Raw genomic sequence first — 22448 nt, forward strand, 5'->3', positions numbered from 1 at the left:
GTACCGTAAGGTGCGGGGTTTTTTGCTTTTGTTTTCTCCCTCACTCTCACCCTCTCCCTGCGGAAGAGGGCATCAGACCGCACCATTCCCCTCCTGGGCTTTCTCCGGAACTTACCTTGCTAACGAAATTTGTGATCTCCCTCGCAATGTTATTTATAACAAAATAATAACATTTAATTTACAAGGTATTGAGTTCCTTCAGAGCTCAGCATGCCGTTGTTTATGGCAGGAGTATAATCATAATGACCGAAAGCATTACATCGAACGGGACGCTGGTTGCCAGTGATACCCGAAGAAGGGTATGGGCAATCGTAAGTGCCTCATCCGGTAACCTGGTTGAATGGTTCGACTTTTACGTCTACTCATTCTGTTCACTTTACTTCGCACATATTTTCTTCCCGTCAGGAAACACCACAACGCAGCTACTGCAAACGGCAGGTGTATTTGCCGCAGGATTCTTAATGCGGCCGATTGGTGGCTGGTTATTTGGCCGTATCGCAGACCGTCGCGGGCGTAAAACCTCCATGCTGATCTCGGTCTGCATGATGTGTTTTGGTTCCCTTATCATCGCCTGTCTGCCGGGGTATGACGCTATCGGAACCTGGGCGCCCGCCCTTTTATTACTGGCTCGTTTATTCCAGGGACTCTCCGTTGGGGGAGAGTACGGCACCAGCGCCACGTACATGAGTGAAATTGCACTTGAAGGTCGGAAGGGTTTTTACGCCTCTTTCCAGTATGTCACGCTCATCGGTGGTCAACTGCTGGCCATTCTGGTTGTCGTGATCCTGCAGCAGATCCTCACAGACAGCCAGCTTCATGAATGGGGATGGCGAATTCCTTTCGCGATGGGAGCTGCACTGGCGATCGTGGCGCTTTGGCTGCGCCGTCAGTTAGACGAAACCTCGCAAAAAGAGGTCAGGGCGCTGAAGGAAGCGGGATCGTTTAAAGGACTGTGGCGAAACCGCAAAGCTTTCCTGATGGTTCTCGGTTTCACTGCCGGTGGTTCACTCAGTTTTTATACTTTTACCACCTACATGCAAAAGTATCTGGTGAATACTACGGGAATGCACGCCAACGTCGCCAGCGTCATCATGACCGCCGCGCTCTTCGTCTTTATGCTGATACAGCCGCTAATCGGTGCGCTCTCAGATAAGATCGGCCGTCGCACATCAATGTTGATTTTTGGTGGTATGTCCGCCTTATGTACCGTCCCCATTTTAACCGCGCTTCAGCACGTCTCATCACCTTATGCCGCATTTGCTTTGGTGATGCTGGCGATGGTGATTGTGAGTTTCTACACCTCGATCAGCGGAATACTCAAGGCCGAGATGTTCCCGGCACAGGTGCGTGCTTTGGGAGTAGGGCTTTCTTATGCGGTCGCCAATGCCCTGTTTGGTGGTTCGGCGGAGTACGTTGCGCTGTCCCTGAAATCATGGGGAAGCGAAACGACATTCTTCTGGTATGTGACGATCATGGGGGCGCTGGCCTTTATCGTATCCCTGATGCTGCATCGCAAAGGGAAAGGTATTCGTCTTTAATAATGCGCCATCTGCCACACGGCATAGCCGGTCGTGGCACCGGCAACATCCCAGGCAAAATCTTTCCAGCTCCAGCCGCTCCCTGAGGGGCGGCTATCCCATAATTCTTTCGATGCCCCAAGGCTGACTGAGAACATCAGGCCGATTGCCGCACTACGATCCCGGCTATACCCCTGGTGCTGGGCGTACTCATTACCGGCAGCGGACAACATCGCGGATGCGAGGAAGTGTTGCGCTTTATCCTGGCCGGACCAACTATCGTTCGCCATATGGCTACAGCCGGTTAAACAGAGGGTCATGACTAACAGAAGAAGACGCATCAACAGCTCCATAAAAAAGCCCTGCGGGTGGCAGGGCCTGGATATTACAGAATACGGCTGATAAGACGATCGATACGGATGCGACGCAAACGGCGAATAAGCTTACGAACCTTCACCGGATAATCGGCAATGCTCTGTAGCTCGCGGTAATGACGAACAACCGTCGTATGTGTACGAATAAGTTCCAGTTCACGTTCACGCTGCGCGGCCAGCTCATGTTGTGGATCGTGGATCAGAATCGCGTTTTCCAGATCCAGACGCCAGGCACGAGGGTTCAGGTTGTTGCCGGTCAGCAGCATCCATTCATCATCAACCCACATTCCTTTGAGATGATAACTGTTATCTTCATCTTTCCAGAGACGCACCACCAGCTGGTCGGTGTTTACGTAATACTGTAAGCGACTGAGGAAACGACGCAGGTTAATCTCATAAAGGTAGGGCAGGGCGCCGATGATTTTGAAGGGTTGATCTTCAGGAATGAAAAAGTCATTTGCCGTTTTATCACCGACAATGATTTCCACTTTTTTACCGTCGCGCAGCAGCTGAATGATATTGCGCACCAGCACGGCGGGAAGGTTAAAGTACGGCGTACAGATAGTGAGCTTCTGCTCCGCGCACGGCATCAGATGGAAAATCGTTTTGTTCAGCAGGCTGGATTTGCCTAAGCCCACCAGAGGTGTAACGGACAGCTCTTCGTTGTTTGCATCGCCCTGGAAATGATAAACCGCATCGCGCAGCTCCTGGCGGAACGCGCGAACGTCGTTTTTGATTTCCGGGCTTTTCGGTCGATGAGGATCGTCAAGGCGATTCACACCACGGCCATGTACCAGATGTTTATCCACCCAGTTAAACATGATGTCGGCCATCTGCGAATTACGGATCAGATGGTAGCGGTCGTAGCGATACTTATCGAGCTGATGAAGGTAAACATCATTCAGACTCGCGCCACTATAAAGCACGCTGTCATCGATGATGAACCCTTTGAAATGGAGTACGCCAAGCGCTTCACGGGTATTCACCGGCACCCCGTAAACAGGGACATCAACGCCAGGATTTTCCTGCGCCGTGCGGCAATACCAGTCTGCGTTTGTATTTGAAGCAGCAGCGCCAATACGGCCACGCTGAGCGCGGTGCCAGTCAACCAGCACGCGAACATCCAGTTCAGGACGCTGACGCTTGGCTTCGTAGAGCGCATTCAGGATCGCGCGGCCACCTTCATCTTGTTCAAGATAGAGTGCCACAATGCAAATGCGTCGCGTGGCGCTGGCAATCTTTTCCAGAAGCGTCTCCCGAAAATGAGCGGGAGCGTAAAAGAACTCTACATCATCAACTGACTGAGAAATCTTCGGTAGTTGAGCAAGGTGTTGTTGATGTTTATTACGCTTAAATTTTGACAACATCACAGTGCGTTTCTTCTCTGTTCATTGAAGGGTTGTCTGTACCATGCAAACAACATAAGCGGACAATGATACCACCAGTCCCGTCCAAAGTGGGTAACATTTCCAGTAGCTTACTCGGGTTTATCCGGCGATTTCAGAGTGAGGGAGAGGGCAACAATCCCCTCGTCCAGCTGAATATCAACATCAAAACCGAGTTTTCGCGCCAGGGTCACCATACCGCGATTGTTTGGCATAGTAATGCCATTCAGGCGTAACAATCCGTGATCGCGCGTATAACTGATGAGTTTTTCCAGTAGCCGCCGCCCAAGGCCCAGGCCTTTAAGATCGGAGCGCACCAGTACGGCAAACTCCGCATCGACGTTATCCGGATCTGATATCGCACGCGTCACGCCAAGGATCTCATCACCGTTTTCGGAACGACGAACGGCGACAAAGGCCATTTCACGATCGTAGTCGATCTGGGTCATATTGGCTAAATCATCATGGGTAAATTCGTTGATTTCGCTGAAGTAGCGATAGTAAAGATCCTCTTTCGTGACCTGAGAGATAAACGTCCGCAATTGGGGTTCGTCTTCCGGCAAAATGGGGCGAAACAGCGAACGCTCACCGTTCTTCATCTCCACCCACTCTTCCAGTTGCAGAGGATAAGGACGGATTGCCAGACGGCTCTCTCTGTCGCCTTCGAATGGTGCGATATCCAGCGTGACGTCCAGCGCCGTGAACTCATTGCCGGAGGCGAGCAGAGGATGAATGTCCAGCCGCTGGATCTCCGCGCAATCGACTATCAGGTTAGAGACCTGCACCAGGAACTGGCTTAACCCCGCAATGTCGAGCGGACGCAGGGCGCTCCGGCCACGGATTTTTTTGCTTTTGATGGCCTGAATAATCAGATAGCGAGCAAGGTTCATGTTCAGCGGCGGTAAGGCCACCACGGCTTGTTCTTCAGGGCGCCATTCCACGCCACCTTCTCCCAGCATGATGAGCGGGCCAAAAACCGGATCGTGCTCAACAACCACCCGCAATTCCTGTGCGCCCGCGCGGTTCGCCATGCTTTGCACCAGCAGTCCGTGGATCCTGGCCTGAGGCCAGGCCATTTTTACGCGGTCGAAAATAGCATCTGCCGCTTGCTGAACTTCAGCCGCGGTTCGAAGATACAGCATTACCCCTTGCACATCGGACTTGTGGGGAATATCCGGTGAGCGAAGCTTAAGGGCGACCGGATAACCAATCTGTTCGGCAATATGTACCGCTTCCGCGCTGTCGCTGGCGATCCAGGTGGGCAGCGTCTGCATCCCATAGCTACCAAGAATGGGTTGCACTTCGTGAGTGTCCAGCGATGTCGCACCTTCATCGATAGCCTGTTGCAACAGCCGGTGAACGTCGACGGAATTTGCCGTCAGATTGCCGGGCAATGCTGGAGTTTCACGCAACTGTTTCTGGTTACGACGGTATTCCACCATATGCATAAAGGCGGTAATAGTCCCTTCCGGGGTGCGGTACGTTGGCAACCCCGCTTCGCTGAACAATCGCCGCGCCTCCTGAGAGGAGAACTCACCGCACCAGTTAGTAAGCAGAGTGACGTATTTACCACGCGGATGGTTACGCACTGCTTCAATGAGGGCTCGCGCGCTCTCACTGCCAGGAGCGACCGCGCTGGGGGAGTGGATAATCATCAGCGCATCGAAATCCTGACTATCCAGCAAAATAGAAATGGCTTTGATATAGCGATCGCTACTGGCATCATCGCGTAAATCAAGGGGGTTCCCGGGGGCAACGCTGATGGGTAAAGCCTCTCTCAGGCGCTGAAGCGTCTCTTCACTGAGCGTGGCCAGCTTGCCATTACGTAACCACAGTTCGTCCAGCGCCAGCGCCGCCGGAGCTGCGCCGTTACTGACGATCATTAATTTCTCTCCGCGCAACGGACGCATATGACTCAACGTCTCGACGGCGGAAAAAAGTTCATGCGTGTCCTGTACCCGCAGTAAACCCGCGCGCTGGATAGCCGCATCCCAGGCGGGATCCATCCCGGAGTGGGAATGCAGCAGGCTCTGTGCTGCAGGGCTGCGTCCGCTCTTGATGACCAGGATGGGTTTATTACGTGACGCGCTGCGCGATGCCGACACAAAACGACGGGCGTCGCTGAGGTGTTCAAGATAAAGCAGGATCGCACTGGTTTTGCTGTCACGCGCCAGAAAATCCAGCAGTTCATCCACGTCGATATCCAGGCTGTCACCCAGGGCGATGAAGTAGGAGAACCCCATCTCACGCTGCTGCGCCCAGTCAAGGATCGTGTTGGATACCGCAGCCGACTGCGAAATAAAAGCAAGTTTGCCTTTACGGATCGGCACTGGAGAAAAGCTGGCATTCAGTCCTTGCCAGGGGGCGAGTAATCCCAGACTGTTCGGCCCAAGAATACGCATTTGATAGCGGCTGGCGCACGCCAGAAGCTCGGGCTGCTGTTCAGGAGGAGATGAGAGGATAATGCAGGTCTTACACCCTTTCTTGCCGAGCGATTCCAGTAATTCCGGGTTACGTTTCGCATTTGTACAGAGTACGGCCAAATCGGGTACGAAAGGCAGACTCTGCACATCAGGCCATGCAAGCACCCCCTGAACGGCCTTATAGGCCGGTGTAACGGGCATAACGGGGCCATTAAATCCGCCGGCCAGCAGGTTGCGCATCATCAGATAGCCAGCGCGATCCGGTTTCATTGATGCGCCGATAACGGCTATGGATTTAGGACGTAGTAGCGCTTCTAACCCTCGCTGGCTCATGCAGGCCTCCTGTGAATGCAAGCGACCTGATGATTTTAAACGTTTTCTGTCCCGGTTGCTGTGACACTGCCCTTATGAACGGTTTTTCCCGCCAGATAGCGTTCGCGAAAACGGGAGAAATGGCTGCCCAGCGCGGCAGCCGCCTCGGTATCACCCGCTAAATCCAGCAGTGCGATCGCCACTTCGGCGGTGCAGTATTGTCCGTCAGCATGGGCTTCACGTAAGCGGTAGGCCGATACGCGAGAGAGGTCGACAGAAATGATCGGCAGCGCATCAAGGTAAGGGCTTTTGCGAAACATTTTCCGCGCTTCCGTCCAGGTGCCATCCAGCATAATAAACAGCGGTGGTTTTCCGGATGGCGGGGCTGACAGTACCTGACGGTCGGCGCCTGCATATGAGGCAGGGAAAACGACCATAGGCTGATAGTCCGGGCTTGCCACTAAGTCGAGCAGGGCCTGAGGAGGCTCCGTGCGCGACCACTGAAACGCGGCCGTATCAGGCAGAATATCGGCGATCAGACGGCCCGTATTGCTGGGTTTCATCGGTTCGGTATCAAACATCACCAGGCAAAAACGGCTTTCCGCCGTGGCCGGTACCAGCGTGTCGCACAGGCACACTTTTAACGGCAGCAGGCAGCGCTGGCAGCGACGGATGCGGTTGCCACGAGCGAGAAAAGGGCGAGTCGCGCGGGCAAGGCGTTCTGCGCGTAATTGAAGTACAGCGTTATTAGTCATGGGCGAAAGGGCAGGAAAAACCCCATTTTCGCAGAGGCGGGAACAGGGCACAAGATGTGCCCTGTGAATGTTACAGCGACTCGTTCAACCAGCTCTCGAACGGCGCTTTGGGTACCGCGCCGTTGAGCATGTCGATGACTTCACCATTTTTGAAAATCATGATGGTCGGAATGCTACGAATACGAAAACGGGCGCTGAGCTCGCGTTCTGCCTCAGTATTCACCTTCACAAAACGCATCTTCCCGCTGCGCTCTTCGGCGACATCTTCAAAGATTGGCGCGAAGTTACGGCACGGGCCACACCATGGTGCCCAGAAATCGACAACCACCGGAAGATCGTCCTTGAGGAGTTTGTCCAGCGTAGCACCTGTAGCGTTAATCACATCGCCATCAAACAACTCATGGCCACAACGCCCGCATTTCGCACCATCCTCGATCCGATCGTCCGGAATGCGGTTAAGAGCCTGACAGTTGGCACATACGGTATTCATAACTAACCTCTGATAGAACCATGGGACAGCGGCAGTATGCCGATAATGTTTCTAATATGTTACATATTATCAATGAGCCTGTTTGAAACGACAATGCGTTTTATTCAATGAGAACAATAGTCACAGGCTTTTGTACGAAATTATGGCTATGCGCTTGCACATCGGGTAATCTGCGCGCTTCGCGCAGCGCTGGTGGAGAAAAGCATGAACGACGAAATGAAAAATAAAAGCGGCAAGGTCAAAGTGATGTATGTCCGCAGTGATGATGACTCTGATAAACGCACCCAAAATCCGCGTACCGGAAAAGGTGGCGGGCGTCCGGCGTCCTCTCGTGCAGACGGTGGCCGTCGCCCCGCCCGCGATGACAGAAACAACCGCGGTGATGACCGCAAACGTGATGACCGCAAGCGTGACGATCGCAAACGCGATGATTTTGCACGTGAGGGTTCGTCACCATGGCGTACCGTGTCCCGCGCGCCTGGCGATGAGACGCCTGAAAAAGCCGATCACGGCGGCATCAGCGGTAAAAGCTTTATCGATCCGGAAGTGCTGCGCCGTCAGCGTGCGGAAGAGACACGCGTGTATGGCGAAAACGCCTGTCAGGCTCTGTTCCAGAGCCGCCCTGAGTGTATCGTTCGTGCATGGTTTATCCAGAGCGTCACCCCTCGCTTCAAAGAAGCCCTGCGCTGGATGGCGGCAAACCGTAAAGCCTATCATGTGGTTGATGATGCCGAGTTGACGAAAGCGTCAGGCACCGAACACCACGGTGGTGTCTGCTTCCTGATCAAAAAACGTAACGGCACAACGGTGCAACAGTGGGTCAGCCAGGCCGGTGCCGATGACTGCGTGCTGGCGCTGGAAGATGTGGGTAACCCGCATAACCTGGGGGCGATGATGCGCAGCTGCGCGCACTTCGGCGTTAAAGGGGTACTGCTGCAGGATGCTGCGCTGCTGGAATCCGGTGCTGCGATCCGTACTGCGGAAGGCGGTGCCGAGCACGTTCAGCCGATCACCGGCGACAGCGTTCTGGATGCCATCGAGCAGTTCCGTAAAGCGGGTTATTCCATTGTGACGACCTCCAGCCATGCCGGTACGCCGCTGTTTAAAGCGACGCTGCCGCGCAAGATGGTGCTGGTGTTAGGTCAGGAACGTGATGGTCTGTCAGACGCGGCACTCTCGAGTGCGGATCTGAGCGTCTCTATTGACGGGACGGGCAATGTGGAAAGTCTGAACGTTTCCGTCGCGACCGGCGTACTGCTGGCGGAGTGGTGGCGTCAGAACAAAGCATAAGCTTTTTATGTGCCGGGCCAGCCCGGCACATTCTTTTCCTACTCGCTTTCTGCCGGTAACACGGGCATCCAGTCAATCGGCGTTTCGCCACGTTTTTCCAGCCACTCATTCGCCAGAACAAAATGATTACAGCCAAAGAAACCACGATGGGCTGACAGCGGAGACGGGTGTGGCGCTTTCAACACGTGATGACGCTGACGGTCGATAATCGCCCCTTTCTTCTGCGCATGCGATCCCCACAGTAAAAACACTACCCCCTCACGATGTTCATTGATAAGGCTGATGACTTTATCCGTAAAGGTTTCCCACCCAAGGCTGGCGTGAGAGTGCGCCTGACCTGCTCGTACGGTTAAGACGGTATTCAGTAACAGCACGCCCTGGCGCGCCCAGCTTTCCAGGTAACCATGATTGGGCCGGGTAAAACCCGGGATCGTTCCTTCAAGCTCTTTATACATGTTCAGCAGAGAAGGGGGGATAGCCACGCCCGGGCGCACGGAGAAGGCCAGCCCATGAGCCTGACCAGGGCCGTGGTAAGGATCCTGACCCAGGATCACCACTTTGACATCGCTCAGTTCGGTATAGCGAAACGCGTTAAACACGTCTTTCTGGGGCGGATAAATCGTCTGGCCAGACTGCCGCTCTGCCGCAACGGTACTGAGAGTGTTGATAAAATAGGGCTGCTGTTTCTCTTCTGCCAGCACATCGTGCCATGTCAGCGGTGTCGTCATCTCGCTCTCCTGCGAATCTCATTCTGCGCCTAGCTTAACCGCTAAATCCTGCGGTGCAAAATTCCATGCGGAAATTAGCCCTAACTCCTTAAATTATGGTTGAAAAATTACAAATTGATTTGAATTGGTAAGGCTGGGAAATTGATCTGAAACAATAAAACCAGACCACACTCTTTGTGTGGTTGGTGATTTTGTTGATTTAAATCAATAAATCACTGGGGTGTGAATGATATATATACACACAAGAAACAATGGTTTTACCAATTGGCCGCGAAAGGCCGACACCAGTTAATGTAGCCTAAGGGAGGCAACACATGATTACAGGTATCCAGATTACTAAAGCTGCAAACGACGATCTGCTCAACTCTTTCTGGCTGCTGGACAGCGAGAAAAACGAAGCACGCTGTGTGGTAGCAAAAGCGGGTTTTGCGGAAGATGAAATCGTTCCAGTTAATAAGCTGGGCGAAATTGAATACCGCGAAATCCCAATGGAAGTGAAACCTGAAGTGCGTGTTGAAGGTGGTCAGCATCTGAACGTGAACGTACTGCGTCGCGAAACGCTGGAAGATGCGGTTAAGCATCCTGAAAAATACCCACAGCTGACTATTCGTGTGTCTGGCTACGCGGTGCGTTTCAACTCTCTGACCCCGGAACAGCAGCGCGACGTTATCGCGCGTACCTTTACTGAAAGCCTGTAAGGTTTTTAGCCACGGGGGTGGAACAAAAAGCCGGGATATTTCCCGGCTTTTTTTTACTCTTCAGTTTTCGCTTCTGACGCAGTACCGCTTGGCTTACGGCGTTTACCAATATTCTTGGTATCGCGATGACGCTGCTTCACGCGCGGCTTCTCTTTTTCTTTCTCTTTTCTCTCCGCACGTTTCGCCAGTGCTTTTTTAGACGGTTTGCCCGTCATTTTTTCACTCGGTGCACGCGTGGTTGGGCGCAGGCCATCGACTACGCGGGATTTCAGCGGCTCGTCGATATAGCGACCAATTTTCTGCAGCAGCAGATGGTCGTGCGCTTCAACCAGGGAGATCGCTGTACCTTTACGCCCGGCGCGGCCGGTACGGCCGATGCGGTGCAGATAGGTATCACCGCTGCGCGGCATATCGAAGTTGATCACGTGGCTGACGTCCGGAATGTCAATCCCGCGAGCAGCAACATCTGTTGCCACCAGCACGTTAACGCGGCCATCGGTCAGACGCTTAATGCCTTCGGTACGTTTGATCTGTGCCATCTCGCCTTCGAGGTAGCAGTTGTTAATCCCGGCATTACGCAGCATTTCAGCCAGCTCGTGCACACGCTCGCGCTTACGCACAAAGACGATAGTGCGGGTGGCCTCTTCCTGCTTCAGCAGGTGCTTGAGCAATTCAACCTTGTGCTCAAGGTTGTCCGCGCGATAGTACCACTGGTGGATCTTCTTGCGTTCACGGGTAGAAGGCGTTGCCGACACTTCCACCGGATCTTCCAGCAGGCGCTCTGCGAAGTCTTTGATCGCGTCCCCTTCGAGGGTGGCAGAGAAGAGCATTGTCTGGTTGCGCCAGCGCGTCTCGCCGGCGATGTGTTCGATATCCTGCGCGAAGCCCATGTCCAGCATACGGTCGGCTTCGTCCAGAATCAGGGTTTCTACCGCGCGGCAGTCAAAGTTCTCTTCTTTAATGTATTGCAGCAGACGGCCTGTCGTCGCAACGACGATATCCTGGTTTTCGCTGAACACTTCGGCGTGGTTCATATACGCAACGCCGCCGGTGATTGTGGCGATATCCAGATGGGTATTCGCTGCCAGTTCGCGTGCGTGATCGGCAACCTGCATAGCCAGTTCACGGGTAGGCGTCAGGATCAAAATACGCGGCGGGCCTGATTTTTTACGAGGAAAATCGAGCAGGTGCTGCAACACAGGCAGCAAGTAGGCTGCTGTTTTCCCCGTGCCGGTTGGCGCAGAACCGAGCACATCGCGGCCCTCAAGCGCAGGCGGAATGGCCGCTGCCTGAATGGCGGTCGGGCGTGTAAAGCCTTTGCTCTCAAGTGCATTGAGCAGGCTTTCATCGAGTTCAAGTTCGGAAAAAGTCGTTACAGTCATGTTCTACCTCTGTGTGGGGCGCTGATTATAGACGTTACGGCTGTAATCTTCATCTGTTTGTATGGATATCGCTTTTCGGCCACTTCGCTTTCCCCTATGCTACTCCAGTTTCACTTAGAAGGTTGCTCTGACATGTCTCAACTCAAAGCGCAATTGCGCCGCGATGGTTTTACGTTTAAACAATTTTTTGTTGCTCACGATCGCTGTGCCATGAAAGTCGGTACAGACGGTATTCTACTGGGAGCGTGGGCGCCTGTCGCAGGGGTTAAGCGCATTCTGGATATTGGCACCGGCAGTGGTCTGCTGGCATTAATGCTGGCTCAGCGCACGGATGAGCATGTCACCATTGATGCGGTTGAACTGGATGCACAGGCCGCAGGGCAGGCGAGTGAAAATGCGCTCGAATCCCCCTGGGCAACCCGAATTAAAGTTGAATGCGCGGACGTACTGGCCTGGGCTCCAGAGCAAACGGCGCGTTACGACTTGATCGTCAGTAATCCTCCCTACTACGCGCCCGGCGTGGAGTGTGGTACGCCTGAGCGCGAACAGGCTCGCTATACCGGTTCGCTCGATCATAAAGCCCTGTTAACCAGCGCGGCGAATTTAATTTCCGAAGAAGGGTTCTTCTGCGTGGTTCTTCCCGAAAGCACCGGTAATACCTTTATTGAGATCGCACGGGAGATGGGCTGGAACTTACGGCTGCGTACCGATATCTCGGATACGGAAGGGCGTTTACCACACCGGGTCTTGCTGGCGCTTTCGCCAAAAGAGGGTGAATGTTTTAACGACAGGATGGTTATCCGTGGGCCAGACCAGCGTTACTCCGAAGATTACACTGCGCTGACCCAGGCATTTTATCTGTTTATGTGACGCTGCGGAGAGAGAACCGACGGGCCGGATTCAGGCAGCGTGTCGGGATAGTCCAGGGTGTAGTGTAAACCCCGACTTTCTTTACGCATCATCGCGCAGCGAACAATCAACTCGGCAACCTGCACCAGGTTACGCAGCTCCAGCAGATTGTTGGAAACGCGGAAATTGGCATAATACTCATCAATTTCCTGCTGCAGCATGGTGATACGGCGCAAGGCTCGCTCAAGACGTTTCGTCGTGCGTACAATGCCAACGTAGTCCCACATAAATAGCCGAAGCTCATGCCAGTTATGCTGGATCACAACCAGCTCATCCGGGTTTTCCACGCGGCTCTCATCCCAGGCCGGTAAGTGCTCAGCGTGGCGGGCATACGGCATGCGTTTGGTTATATCCACCGCTGCGGACCAGCCGTAAACCAGGCACTCCAGCAACGAGTTGGATGCCATGCGGTTCGCGCCATGCAGCCCGGTATAGCTCACCTCGCCGATGGCATACAGACCATCCACATCCGTACGGCCATGATCGTCAACCATGACGCCACCACAGGTATAGTGAGCAGCTGGCACAATCGGTACCGGGTCGCGCGTCAGATCAATCCCAAGGCTGAGCAGCTTTTCATAAATCATCGGGAAATGCTGACGGACAAACTCAGCCGGTTTGTGGCTGATATCCAGATACATGCAATCCACGCCAAGACGTTTCATCTCGTGATCGATAGCGCGGGCGACGATATCACGCGGCGCGAGCTCGCCTCGCGGGTCAAAGTCCGGCATAAAACGTGAGCCGTCCGGGCGCTTCAGATACGCGCCTTCACCGCGCAGGGCTTCCGTCAGCAGGAAATTGCGCGCCTGCGGATGGAACAGTGCGGTTGGATGAAACTGGTTGAACTCAAGATTGGCAACACGACACCCGGCGCGCCAGGCCATGGCGATACCATCACCAGAGGCAATGTCCGGGTTGGTGGTGTATTGATATACTTTGGAGGCGCCACCTGTTGCCAGCACCACGGCTTTCGCCTGACAGGTTTCGACCTTTTCTTTATTACGATTCCAGACCCAGGCCCCCACCACCCGGCGCGTGCCCGGCAGGCCGATTTTGTCAGAAATAATCAGGTCAACGGCATTACTGCGCTCAAGCACCCGAATATTAGGATGGCTGAGCGCCTTGCTGACCAGGGTGGTTTCTACCGCTTTACCGGTGGCATCTGCAGCGTGCAGGATCCGGCGGTGGCTGTGTCCGCCTTCGCGGGTAAGGTGGTAACTCTCTTCGCCGTTTGGCTGAACCTGAGTATCAAACAGTACACCCTGGTCAATAAGCCACTGGACGCAGTGACGCGCATTGCTGGCGACAAATTCCGCAGCATGTTCATCGACGATCCCGGCTCCGGCAATCAACGTATCTTCGACGTGTGACGCAATGCTGTCTGTTTCATCAAACACGGCGGCAATTCCGCCCTGGGCATAAAATGTGGAGCCTTCGCTCATCGGTCCTTTACTCAGAACAATTACGCTCTGATGCTCAGCCAGACGCAGCGCCAGCGAGAGTCCTGCCGCGCCGCTACCGATGATCAATACATCACAATGTAGTTCAGGTGTTGTGTTCATGATTTTTGTTTAATTTACTAAACAGTGTTTGGGCAGAATAGCACCTCAGTGCGAGATATCGCACGTTTTTTTTATTCTCAGTTGCAATGACTAAACGCGCATGCGCGGATTTCCGGCATGTAAAAGAAGGAAAATATTTTGCGAAGCAGGTCGTTAGCTTCAGATTTTGTGGTGAAATAAAGCCTGGGTTGCGTTACTCTTCTGACCGGATAAGAGATGTTTGAAGTCAGAAAGTGGGTATGTATCGTGAACAGACTTATAATGAGAGAAAATAAACAGTCTGTGACGCGATGAACAAAAACAAAGGCGTTACGGAACTTATTGAAGAATAGACACTCCAACTCGGTGCTTGCTCAAAAGTGCGGGATTTGTAGAGTGGCGTTTCGATAACGCGTGGAATTTTGGTTTGGGGAGACATTACCTCGGATGAGCGAGCAGTTAACGGACCAGGTCCTGGTTGAACGGGTCCAGAAGGGAGATCAGAAAGCCTTTAACCTACTGGTGGTGCGCTACCAGCATAAGGTGGCGAGTCTGGTTTCCCGCTATGTACCGTCAGGTGATGTGCCTGATGTTGTACAAGAGTCTTTTATTAAGGCCTATCGCGCGCTGGACTCGTTCCGGGGAGATAGTGCTTTTTATACCTGGCTGTACCGTATTGCGGTCAATACGGCAAAGAATTATCTGGTCGCTCAGGGCCGTCGTCCGCCTTCAAGTGATGTGGACGCAATCGACGCCGAAAACTTCGAAAGTGGCGGTGCGCTGAAAGAAATTTCGAACCCTGAGAACTTAATGTTGTCAGAAGAACTGAGACAAATTGTTTTTCGCACGATCGAGTCACTCCCGGAAGATTTACGCATGGCAATTACGTTACGGGAGCTTGATGGTCTGAGCTATGAAGAGATAGCCGCTATCATGGATTGTCCGGTCGGCACGGTACGTTCACGAATTTTCCGTGCGCGAGAAGCTATTGATAATAAAGTTCAACCGCTTATCAGGCGTTGACGATAGCGGGATACTGGAAAAGGTATTAGGCATGCAGAAAGAAAAACTTTCCGCTTTAATGGATGGTGAAACGCTGGATAGTGAGCTGCTCAATGAGTTGTCTCATTCTCCCGAAATGCAAGAGACCTGGGAGAGTTACCATCTCATCCGTGACACCCTTCGTGGTGACACCAGCGAGGTTATCCATTTCGATATCTCAGCCCGCGTGATGGCGGCTATTGAGAATGAGCCTGTTCATCAGACCACTCCGCTGATTCCTGAAGCTCAACCTGCACCACACCAGTGGCAGAAAATGCCGTTCTGGCAGAAGGTGCGTCCGTGGGCCAGTCAACTTACCCAAATGGGTGTGGCGGCATGCGTATCGCTTGCAGTTATCGTTGGCGTCCAGCACTATAATACTCAGTCTGAAACTAATCAGCAGCCAGAAGCGCCAGTGTTCAATACACTGCCGATGATGGGCAAAGCCAGCCCGGTAAGTTTGGGGGTACCGGCTGATGCCTCCGCCAGTGGCGGTCAGCAACAGCAGGTTCAGGAGCAGCGCCGTCGCATTAATGCGATGTTGCAGGATTATGAGTTGCAGCGTCGTCTGCACTCAGAACAGCTTCAGTTTGAGCAGGCACAAACCCAGCAGGCTGCTGTGCAGGTGCCAGGAAACCAAACTTTAGGAACGCAATCGCAGTAATGAAGCAACTTTGGTTCGCCATGTCTCTGATGGCGGGTAGCCTGTTCTTCTCTGCCAACGCCTCGGCTGATGTTTCATCCGGGGCGTTGTTGCAGCAAATGAATCTGGCCAGCCAGTCACTCAATTACGAGTTGGCATTTATCAGCATCAATAAGCAGGGCGTCGAGTCGTTACGCTATCGCCACGCCCGTCTTGATAATCAGCCGCTCGCGCAACTTTTACAGATGGATGGCCCGCGTCGGGAAGTGGTTCAGCGTGGTAACGAAATCAGCTATTTCGAGCCAGGCCTGGAGCCTTTTACCCTCAATGGCGACTATATCGTTGATTCTCTGCCATCGCTCATCTACACCGACTTCAAGCGCCTTGCCCCTTACTACGATTTTATTTCGGTAGGGCGTACGCGCATCGCTGACAGATTGTGTGAAGTGATCCGCGTTGTCGCCCGCGACGGGACGCGTTACAGCTACATTGTCTGGATTGATGCCGAAACCAAGCTTCCAATGCGTGTAGACCTGCTTGATCGCGATGGCGAAACGCTGGAACAGTTCCGCGTTATCTCCTTTAGCGTCAATAATCAGGTGGGTAATAGCATGCAGAATCTGGCGAAAGCCAGCCTGCCGCCGCTGCTTTCCGTTCCGGCGGGAGATTCCGTGAATTTCAACTGGGTTCCTTCCTGGATCCCGCAAGGCTTTACGGAAGTATCAAGCAGCCGCCGACAACTGCCTACCATTGAAACGCCGGTTGAATCGCGCCTCTACTCCGATGGCTTGTTCAGCTTCTCGGTGAACATCAATCGCGCGACGGCAAACAGTGCCGAACAAATGCTGCGTACCGGACGTCGAACAGTCAGTACCACGGTACGCGATAACGCGGAGATCACCATCGTCGGCGAATTACCTCCTCAGACGGCGAAGCGTATTTCTGACAGCATCAAATTCAGGGCTGCACAATGATTAAAGAGTGGGCTACGGTTGTATCATGGCAGGACGGTGTTGCGCTGGTAAGCTGTGATGTAAAGGCCTCCTGTAACAGTTGTGCATCCCGGGTAGGTTGCGGCAGCCGTGTGCTAAATAAGCTCGGGCCGCAAACCTCACACACGCTTTCCGTGCCAAGTGAGCAACCGCTGGTGGCAGGACAGAAGGTGGAACTGGGCATTGCCGAAGGCAGCCTGTTGGGTTCCGCAATGCTGGTTTATCTCTCCCCGCTGGTGGGGCTCTTTGTGATGGGCGGCGTGTTTCAGATGCTGTTTGGTACCGATGCGGCGGCTATGTGCGGCGCTGCATTGGGAGGTATGGGTGGTTTCTGGCTTGCCAAAGGTTTCTCCCCAAGGCTCGCAGCCCGCGAAGCGTGGCAGCCTGTTATTCTCAGCGTAGGGCTGGCACCAGACCAACTTCGTGTTGAGACGCTCTCCTCTGAGGCCCGGTGATCCATCGGGCTTTATCATCATTTACATCTTAAAAAAGAAAACGCCATTTCTTCACGCTATACCTGGCGCTAAGTGCATTTCCAGGTAACGGAGATGTAGTGTAGAATGCTGCGTTTTCGCACTGAAAAACGTCAGGCTAAGAACAGCGGCCTCCAGGAATTCGTAAGGCATAATTATTTAACTATATGAAGAACATACGTAACTTTTCGATCATTGCTCACATTGACCACGGTAAGTCGACGCTGTCTGACCGTATTATCCAGATTTGCGGTGGCCTGTCTGATCGTGAAATGGAAGCCCAGGTTCTGGACTCCATGGACCTGGAACGCGAACGTGGTATCACCATTAAAGCGCAGAGCGTCACGCTCGATTACAAGGCGGCTGATGGTGAAACCTACCAACTGAACTTTATCGACACCCCAGGCCACGTTGACTTCTCCTATGAAGTTTCTCGCTCGCTGGCAGCCTGTGAAGGCGCGCTGCTGGTGGTGGATGCGGGGCAGGGCGTAGAAGCCCAGACCCTTGCAAACTGCTACACGGCGATGGAAATGGATCTTGAGGTGGTGCCGGTTCTGAACAAGATCGACCTGCCAGCCGCTGACCCTGAGCGCGTGGCGGAAGAGATTGAAGATATCGTCGGAATTGACGCGACCGATGCCGTGCGTTGCTCGGCCAAAACCGGCGTGGGCGTTACCGATGTGCTGGAACGCCTGGTGCGTGATATTCCGCCACCAGAAGGTGACCCGGATGCCCCACTGCAGGCGCTGATTATCGACTCCTGGTTCGATAACTATCTGGGCGTTGTCTCGCTGGTGCGTATTAAAAACGGCACCATGCGTAAAGGCGACAAAATTAAGGTGATGAGTACCGGCCAGGTCTATAACGCAGACCGTCTCGGGATCTTCACACCAAAACAGGTTGACCGTACCGAGCTGAAATGCGGCGAGGTGGGTTGGCTGGTCTGTGCCATTAAAGACATTCTCGGTGCGCCAGTGGGCGATACCCTGACCGGCGCGCGTAACCCGGCAGAAAAAGCGCTGCCAGGCTTTAAAAAGGTGAAACCACAGGTTTATGCCGGCCTGTTCCCGGTCAGCTCTGACGACTACGAGAACTTCCGTGATGCGCTCGGCAAGCTGAGCCTGAACGATGCCTCGCTGTTCTACGAGCCAGAAAGCTCCACGGCGCTCGGCTTCGGCTTCCGCTGCGGCTTCCTTGGTCTGCTGCACATGGAGATCATTCAGGAACGTCTGGAACGTGAATACGATCTGGATCTGATCACCACCGCGCCGACCGTAGTGTACGAAGTGCAGACCACCAACAAAGAGATCGTCTACGTCGACAGCCCGTCCAAGCTGCCGCCGCTGAACAACATCGATGAGTTGCGTGAGCCAATCGCAGAGTGTCATATGCTGCTGCCGCAGGAATATCTGGGTAACGTTATCACGCTGTGCGTGGAGAAACGTGGCGTTCAGACCAACATGGTTTACCACGGTAACCAGGTCGCGCTGACCTACGAAATCCCAATGGCGGAAGTGGTTCTCGACTTCTTCGACCGTCTGAAGTCTACGTCTCGTGGCTATGCGTCACTGGATTACAACTTCAAACGCTTCCAGGCTTCGAACATGGTACGTGTGGACGTGCTGATCAACGGCGAACGTGTTGATGCGCTGGCCCTGATCACCCACAACGACAATGCACCGTACCGTGGCCGTGAGCTGGTTGAGAAGATGAAAGATCTGATCCCGCGTCAGCAGTTTGATATCGCGATTCAGGCGGCCATCGGCAACCACATTATCGCCCGCTCTACCGTGAAACAGCTGCGTAAAAACGTTCTGGCGAAATGCTATGGCGGTGACGTCAGCCGTAAGAAAAAGCTGCTCCAGAAGCAGAAAGAAGGTAAGAAGCGTATGAAGCAGGTCGGTAACGTCGAACTGCCGCAGGAAGCATTCCTTGCCATTCTGCATGTTGGTAAAGACGGCAAATAACCCTAAGGAGTTGGCATGGCGAACATGTTTGCCCTGATCCTGGTCATCGCTACCCTGGTGACAGGTCTGTTGTGGTGTCTGGATAAGTTTATTTTCGCCCCAAAACGCCGTGAACGTCAGGCTGCCGCGCAGGCAGCCACAGGTGATGGGCTTGATGCGAAAACCCTGAAGAAAGTTGGCCCGAAACCGGGCTGGCTGGAGACCGGTGCATCGGTATTCCCGGTGCTGGCGATTGTGCTGGTGGTGCGTTCGTTTATTTACGAGCCCTTCCAGATCCCGTCAGGCTCCATGATGCCAACGCTGCTGATTGGTGATTTTATTCTGGTCGAGAAGTTTGCCTATGGCATTAAAGATCCGATCTACCAGAAAACGCTGATCGAAACGGGCCATCCGAAACGTGGCGACATTGTGGTGTTTAAATACCCGGACGATCCACGCCTTGACTACATCAAGCGCGCGGTGGGTCTGCCGGGTGATAAAGTCACCTACGATCCGGTTGCCAAAGAAGTGACCGTTCAGCCTGGCTGCAGCTCCGGTACCGCGTGTGAAAACGCGCTGCCAATCACCTACTCAAACGTTGAGCCAAGTGATTTTGTGCAGACCTTTGCCCGTCGTAACGGCGGCGAAGCGACCAACGGTTTCTTCCAGGTGCCGAAAGATGAAACCAAAGAGAACGGTATTCGTCTGGTCGAACGTAAAGAGACGCTGGGTGATGTGACGCACCGGATCCTGACCGTGCCAATTGCGCAGGATCAGGTCGGGATGTATTACAAACAGCCGGGTCAGCAGCTGGCCACCTGGATCGTACCGCCGGGACAGTACTTCATGATGGGTGATAACCGCGATAACTCCGCGGACAGCCGTTACTGGGGCTTTGTGCCGGAAGCGAATCTGGTGGGTAAAGCAACCGCAATCTGGATGAGTTTCGAGAAACAGGAAGGCGAATGGCCGACCGGGGTACGCCTGAATCGTATTGGCGGGATCCATTAATTCTCAATAATTGAACACGTAGTCGCTTTAATTAGCGGCTACGTGAATTATTTCAGCGATAAATCTCTTCGAACTAACGACATCCCCTGTCGTTGTGTATAGAATATTCCCCCGAAGTTTAAGGTTGGCCCTGCAAGGGTGCCACGGCACACGAAACCGCGTTGGTTTTCTCAGGTCGGTTTCGTGTGCTGCATTTTTGACGCATTCATTTATTGGTATCGCATGAACCCCATCGTAATTAATCGGCTTCAACGGAAGCTGGGCTACACTTTTCATCATCAGGAGCTGTTGCAACAGGCATTAACCCATCGCAGTGCCAGCAGCAAACACAATGAGCGCCTCGAATTTTTAGGTGACTCTATTTTGAGTTTCGTGATTGCTAATGCGCTTTATCATCGTTTCCCGCGTGTGGATGAAGGTGATATGAGCCGCATGCGCGCCACGCTGGTAAGGGGTAACACCCTTGCGGAAATCGCACGCGAATTTGAACTGGGCGAATGTCTGCGTCTTGGGCCGGGTGAACTGAAAAGCGGCGGCTTCCGTCGTGAATCTATTCTTGCCGATACGGTTGAGGCATTAATCGGTGGCGTGTTCCTGGACAGCGATATCCAGACCGTAGAAAAACTGATCCTGAACTGGTATCAGACCCGTCTGGATGAAATCAGTCCGGGCGATAAACAAAAAGATCCGAAAACGCGTTTGCAGGAATATTTGCAGGGTCGTCACCTCCCGCTGCCATCTTATCTGGTGGTGCAGGTGCGTGGTGAAGCGCACGATCAGGAGTTTACCATCCATTGCCAGGTCAGTGGCCTGAGTGAACCGGTGGTGGGCACAGGTTCAAGCCGTCGTAAGGCTGAACAGGCTGCCGCCGAACAGGCGTTAAAAATGCTGGAGCTGGAATGAGCGAAGAAAAAACCTATTGCGGATTTATTGCCATCGTCGGACGTCCGAACGTGGGTAAATCCACCCTGCTGAATAATCTGCTTGGGCAGAAGATTTCGATCACCTCGCGTAAGGCACAGACCACGCGTCACCGCATTGTCGGTATCCATACTGAAGGCGCGTATCAGGCGATCTACGTCGATACCCCTGGCCTGCACATGGAAGAGAAGCGTGCCATTAACCGCCTGATGAACAAAGCGGCGAGCAGCTCGATTGGTGACGTGGAGCTGGTTATTTTCGTTGTGGAAGGCACCCGCTGGACGCCGGACGACGAAATGGTCCTGAACAAGCTGCGTGACGGTAAAACGCCGGTGATCCTCGCGGTCAACAAAGTGGATAACGTACAGGAAAAAGCCGATCTGCTGCCACACCTGCAGTGGCTGGGTAGCCAGATGAACTTCCTCGACATCGTTCCGCTGTCTGCAGAGACCGGTCTGAACGTGGATACCATCGCCGGTATCGTGCGTAAGCATCTGCCGGAAGCGACTCACCACTTCCCGGAAGATTACATCACCGATCGTTCTCAGCGCTTTATGGCTTCTGAAATCATCCGCGAAAAGCTGATGCGTTTCCTTGGCGCAGAACTGCCGTACTCCGTGACGGTAGAGATCGAGCGTTTCCAGAGTAACGAGCGTGGCGGTTACGACATTAATGGCCTGATCCTCGTTGAGCGTGAAGGGCAGAAGAAGATGGTCATTGGCAACAAAGGCGCCAAGATCAAAACCATCGGTATCGAAGCCCGTAAAGACATGCAGGAGATGTTTGAAGCACCGGTTCACCTGGAGCTGTGGGTGAAAGTGAAATCTGGCTGGGCCGATGATGAGCGTGCTCTGCGCAGCCTCGGTTACGGCGAAGATCAGTAAACCAAGACGACGCGCAAATGGAAGGCTGGCAGCGCGCTTTTGTTCTGCATAGTCGTCCCTGGAGCGAAACCAGCCTGATGCTGGACGTCTTCACGGAAGAGTCGGGTCGCGTGCGCCTTGTTGCAAAAGGCGCACGTTCCAAACGTTCCAACCTCAAAGGCGCCTTACAGCCCTTTACGCCGCTGCTGGTCCGCTTTGGCGGGCGAGGGGAAGTCAAAACCCTGCGCAGCGCTGAAGCCGTCTCTCTGGCGCTTCCCCTTTCTGGCATCACGCTTTACAGCGGTCTTTACGTCAATGAACTCATTTCACGCGTTCTTGAACATGAGACTCGCTTCTCTGAACTTTTCTTCGATTATCTGCACTGTATCCAGGCCCTTGCTGGCGCAACCGGTTCGCCTGAACCCGCCCTGCGCCGTTTCGAGCTGGCGCTGCTGGGTCACCTGGGATATGGCGTCGATTTTCTGCATTGTGCGGGGAGTGGAGACGAGGTCGAAGACGGGATGACCTACCGGTATCGGGAAGAAAAAGGGTTTATCGCCAGCGTCGTGATTGATAACAACACCTTTACCGGACGCCAGCTCCGGGCGCTGTATGAGCGCGAATTTCCGGACCAGGATACCCTTCGTGCTGCAAAACGCTTTACCCGGATTGCGCTCAAGCCGTATCTTGGGGGCAAACCCCTGAAGAGCCGCGAATTATTCAGGCAGTTTATGCCGAAACGATAACGTTT

22 protein-coding genes are annotated in these 22448 nt (G+C 53.6%); 14 read left to right on the top strand and 8 right to left on the bottom strand.

From position 1 onward, the window contains the following. The first annotated feature begins 242 nt into the window (after positions 1-242). Positions 243-1538, top strand: coding sequence for an MFS transporter (locus AK59_RS0105160; RefSeq protein ID WP_013098335.1), 1296 nt, complete (start codon positions 243-245; stop codon positions 1536-1538). On the opposite strand, the gene AK59_RS0105165 is transcribed toward AK59_RS0105160, so the two are convergent. From AK59_RS0105165 to trxC, 5 genes are all read right to left on the bottom strand, one after another. Beyond that, positions 1535-1858, bottom strand: a complete 324-nt coding sequence (locus AK59_RS0105165) for a YfiM family lipoprotein (RefSeq protein ID WP_020685902.1) — start codon at positions 1856-1858, stop codon at positions 1535-1537. The two genes, AK59_RS0105160 and AK59_RS0105165, sit on opposite strands and share 4 nt — an antisense overlap. A gap of 44 nt (positions 1859-1902) precedes the next feature. Continuing rightward, complete coding sequence (pssA, locus tag AK59_RS0105170) at positions 1903-3258, bottom strand: CDP-diacylglycerol--serine O-phosphatidyltransferase (protein WP_029882218.1); 1356 nt, start codon at positions 3256-3258, stop codon at positions 1903-1905. Between the two features lie 110 nt (positions 3259-3368). Beyond that, a complete protein-coding gene (locus AK59_RS0105175) occupies positions 3369-6032 on the bottom strand; it encodes a bifunctional acetate--CoA ligase family protein/GNAT family N-acetyltransferase (RefSeq protein ID WP_029882219.1) in 2664 nt (887 codons plus the stop codon). Positions 6033-6067: 35 nt separating this feature from the next. After that, complete coding sequence (gene tapT / locus AK59_RS0105180) at positions 6068-6766, bottom strand: tRNA-uridine aminocarboxypropyltransferase (RefSeq protein ID WP_029882220.1); 699 nt, start codon at positions 6764-6766, stop codon at positions 6068-6070. A gap of 70 nt (positions 6767-6836) precedes the next feature. Continuing rightward, a complete protein-coding gene (gene trxC / locus AK59_RS0105185; RefSeq protein WP_013098330.1) occupies positions 6837-7256 on the bottom strand; it encodes a thioredoxin TrxC in 420 nt (139 codons plus the stop codon). 204 nt (positions 7257-7460) lie between these two features. Here trxC and AK59_RS0105190 point away from each other — a divergent pair, with 204 nt between their 5' ends. Further along, positions 7461-8546, top strand: a complete 1086-nt coding sequence (locus AK59_RS0105190; protein ID WP_023620103.1) for a tRNA/rRNA methyltransferase — start codon at positions 7461-7463, stop codon at positions 8544-8546. Between the two features lie 38 nt (positions 8547-8584). On the opposite strand, the gene ung is transcribed toward AK59_RS0105190, so the two are convergent. Beyond that, complete coding sequence (ung, locus tag AK59_RS0105195; RefSeq protein WP_029882221.1) at positions 8585-9274, bottom strand: uracil-DNA glycosylase; 690 nt, start codon at positions 9272-9274, stop codon at positions 8585-8587. 314 nt (positions 9275-9588) lie between these two features. Here ung and grcA point away from each other — a divergent pair, with 314 nt between their 5' ends. Beyond that, positions 9589-9972 (top strand): autonomous glycyl radical cofactor GrcA, encoded by a 384-nt coding sequence (grcA, locus tag AK59_RS0105200; RefSeq protein WP_013098327.1) that lies wholly within the window; start codon positions 9589-9591, stop codon positions 9970-9972. 53 nt (positions 9973-10025) lie between these two features. On the opposite strand, the gene srmB is transcribed toward grcA, so the two are convergent. Further along, positions 10026-11354, bottom strand: a complete 1329-nt coding sequence (gene srmB / locus AK59_RS0105205; RefSeq protein WP_013098326.1) for an ATP-dependent RNA helicase SrmB — start codon at positions 11352-11354, stop codon at positions 10026-10028. A 132-nt stretch (positions 11355-11486) separates the two neighbouring features. Between srmB and trmN the strand changes: the two genes are divergently transcribed. Then, entirely contained in the window at positions 11487-12224 is a 738-nt protein-coding gene (trmN, locus tag AK59_RS0105210; protein WP_013098325.1) for a tRNA(1)(Val) (adenine(37)-N(6))-methyltransferase TrmN, read from the top strand. Here the strand turns inward: trmN and nadB are convergent. Further along, the gene (gene nadB, locus AK59_RS0105215) at positions 12209-13828 is read right to left on the bottom strand and encodes an L-aspartate oxidase (protein ID WP_013098324.1); all 1620 of its coding nucleotides are present in this window, start codon (positions 13826-13828) and stop codon (positions 12209-12211) included. The genes trmN and nadB overlap by 16 nt on opposite strands. Before the next feature lie 349 nt (positions 13829-14177). Here nadB and rseD point away from each other — a divergent pair, with 349 nt between their 5' ends. From rseD to recO, 10 genes are all read left to right on the top strand, one after another. Beyond that, a complete protein-coding gene (rseD, locus tag AK59_RS1000000124915) occupies positions 14178-14258 on the top strand; it encodes a rpoE leader peptide RseD (RefSeq protein WP_225368419.1) in 81 nt (26 codons plus the stop codon). Further along, positions 14255-14830 carry an RNA polymerase sigma factor RpoE gene (gene rpoE, locus AK59_RS0105220; protein ID WP_006176728.1) on the top strand — a complete coding sequence of 192 codons (576 nt, stop codon included), beginning with the start codon at positions 14255-14257 and terminating at the stop codon, positions 14828-14830. The genes rseD and rpoE overlap by 4 nt, the downstream gene beginning before the upstream one ends. A 31-nt stretch (positions 14831-14861) precedes the next feature. Next, complete coding sequence (rseA, locus tag AK59_RS0105225) at positions 14862-15512, top strand: anti-sigma-E factor RseA (protein ID WP_023620106.1); 651 nt, start codon at positions 14862-14864, stop codon at positions 15510-15512. Then, the gene (gene rseB / locus AK59_RS0105230; protein WP_013098322.1) at positions 15512-16465 is read left to right on the top strand and encodes a sigma-E factor regulatory protein RseB; all 954 of its coding nucleotides are present in this window, start codon (positions 15512-15514) and stop codon (positions 16463-16465) included. The genes rseA and rseB overlap by 1 nt, the downstream gene beginning before the upstream one ends. Continuing rightward, a complete protein-coding gene (gene rseC, locus AK59_RS0105235) occupies positions 16462-16938 on the top strand; it encodes a SoxR-reducing system protein RseC (protein ID WP_029882222.1) in 477 nt (158 codons plus the stop codon). The genes rseB and rseC overlap by 4 nt, the downstream gene beginning before the upstream one ends. 185 nt (positions 16939-17123) lie before the next feature. Then, positions 17124-18923: a translation elongation factor 4 gene (lepA, locus tag AK59_RS0105240; protein WP_013098320.1), complete on the top strand. Its 1800-nt coding sequence runs from the start codon at positions 17124-17126 to the stop codon at positions 18921-18923. A gap of 15 nt (positions 18924-18938) precedes the next feature. Continuing rightward, on the top strand, positions 18939-19913 hold the full coding sequence (gene lepB / locus AK59_RS0105245) for a signal peptidase I (RefSeq protein ID WP_013098319.1): 975 nt from the start codon (positions 18939-18941) through the stop codon (positions 19911-19913). Between the two features lie 222 nt (positions 19914-20135). Beyond that, positions 20136-20816 carry a ribonuclease III gene (gene rnc, locus AK59_RS0105250; protein WP_003860711.1) on the top strand — a complete coding sequence of 227 codons (681 nt, stop codon included), beginning with the start codon at positions 20136-20138 and terminating at the stop codon, positions 20814-20816. Beyond that, entirely contained in the window at positions 20813-21718 is a 906-nt protein-coding gene (gene era / locus AK59_RS0105255) for a GTPase Era (RefSeq protein WP_013098317.1), read from the top strand. The genes rnc and era overlap by 4 nt, the downstream gene beginning before the upstream one ends. Before the next feature lie 17 nt (positions 21719-21735). Then, complete coding sequence (gene recO, locus AK59_RS0105260) at positions 21736-22443, top strand: DNA repair protein RecO (RefSeq protein WP_013098316.1); 708 nt, start codon at positions 21736-21738, stop codon at positions 22441-22443. Positions 22444-22448: the final 5 nt, after the last annotated feature.

This window comes from Enterobacter sp. T1-1, from assembly GCF_000710795.1.
Taxonomy (GTDB): Bacteria; Pseudomonadota; Gammaproteobacteria; order Enterobacterales; family Enterobacteriaceae; genus Enterobacter; species Enterobacter cloacae.

Excerpts from the sequence above, each read along its gene's own strand:
- AK59_RS0105160 (WP_013098335.1), top strand. The coding sequence starts at position 243 with ATGACCGAAAGCATTACATCGAACGGGACGCTGGTTGCCAGTGATACC.
- AK59_RS0105165 (WP_020685902.1), bottom strand. The coding sequence starts at position 1,858 with ATGCGTCTTCTTCTGTTAGTCATGACCCTCTGTTTAACCGGCTGTAGC.
- pssA (WP_029882218.1), bottom strand. The coding sequence starts at position 3,258 with ATGTTGTCAAAATTTAAGCGTAATAAACATCAACAACACCTTGCTCAA.
- AK59_RS0105175 (WP_029882219.1), bottom strand. The coding sequence starts at position 6,032 with ATGAGCCAGCGAGGGTTAGAAGCGCTACTACGTCCTAAATCCATAGCC.
- tapT (WP_029882220.1), bottom strand. The coding sequence starts at position 6,766 with ATGACTAATAACGCTGTACTTCAATTACGCGCAGAACGCCTTGCCCGC.
- trxC (WP_013098330.1), bottom strand. The coding sequence starts at position 7,256 with ATGAATACCGTATGTGCCAACTGTCAGGCTCTTAACCGCATTCCGGAC.
- AK59_RS0105190 (WP_023620103.1), top strand. The coding sequence starts at position 7,461 with ATGAACGACGAAATGAAAAATAAAAGCGGCAAGGTCAAAGTGATGTAT.
- ung (WP_029882221.1), bottom strand. The coding sequence starts at position 9,274 with ATGACGACACCGCTGACATGGCACGATGTGCTGGCAGAAGAGAAACAG.
- grcA (WP_013098327.1), top strand. The coding sequence starts at position 9,589 with ATGATTACAGGTATCCAGATTACTAAAGCTGCAAACGACGATCTGCTC.
- srmB (WP_013098326.1), bottom strand. The coding sequence starts at position 11,354 with ATGACTGTAACGACTTTTTCCGAACTTGAACTCGATGAAAGCCTGCTC.
- trmN (WP_013098325.1), top strand. The coding sequence starts at position 11,487 with ATGTCTCAACTCAAAGCGCAATTGCGCCGCGATGGTTTTACGTTTAAA.
- nadB (WP_013098324.1), bottom strand. The coding sequence starts at position 13,828 with ATGAACACAACACCTGAACTACATTGTGATGTATTGATCATCGGTAGC.
- rpoE (WP_006176728.1), top strand. The coding sequence starts at position 14,255 with ATGAGCGAGCAGTTAACGGACCAGGTCCTGGTTGAACGGGTCCAGAAG.
- rseA (WP_023620106.1), top strand. The coding sequence starts at position 14,862 with ATGCAGAAAGAAAAACTTTCCGCTTTAATGGATGGTGAAACGCTGGAT.
- rseB (WP_013098322.1), top strand. The coding sequence starts at position 15,512 with ATGAAGCAACTTTGGTTCGCCATGTCTCTGATGGCGGGTAGCCTGTTC.
- rseC (WP_029882222.1), top strand. The coding sequence starts at position 16,462 with ATGATTAAAGAGTGGGCTACGGTTGTATCATGGCAGGACGGTGTTGCG.
- lepA (WP_013098320.1), top strand. The coding sequence starts at position 17,124 with ATGAAGAACATACGTAACTTTTCGATCATTGCTCACATTGACCACGGT.
- lepB (WP_013098319.1), top strand. The coding sequence starts at position 18,939 with ATGGCGAACATGTTTGCCCTGATCCTGGTCATCGCTACCCTGGTGACA.
- rnc (WP_003860711.1), top strand. The coding sequence starts at position 20,136 with ATGAACCCCATCGTAATTAATCGGCTTCAACGGAAGCTGGGCTACACT.
- era (WP_013098317.1), top strand. The coding sequence starts at position 20,813 with ATGAGCGAAGAAAAAACCTATTGCGGATTTATTGCCATCGTCGGACGT.
- recO (WP_013098316.1), top strand. The coding sequence starts at position 21,736 with ATGGAAGGCTGGCAGCGCGCTTTTGTTCTGCATAGTCGTCCCTGGAGC.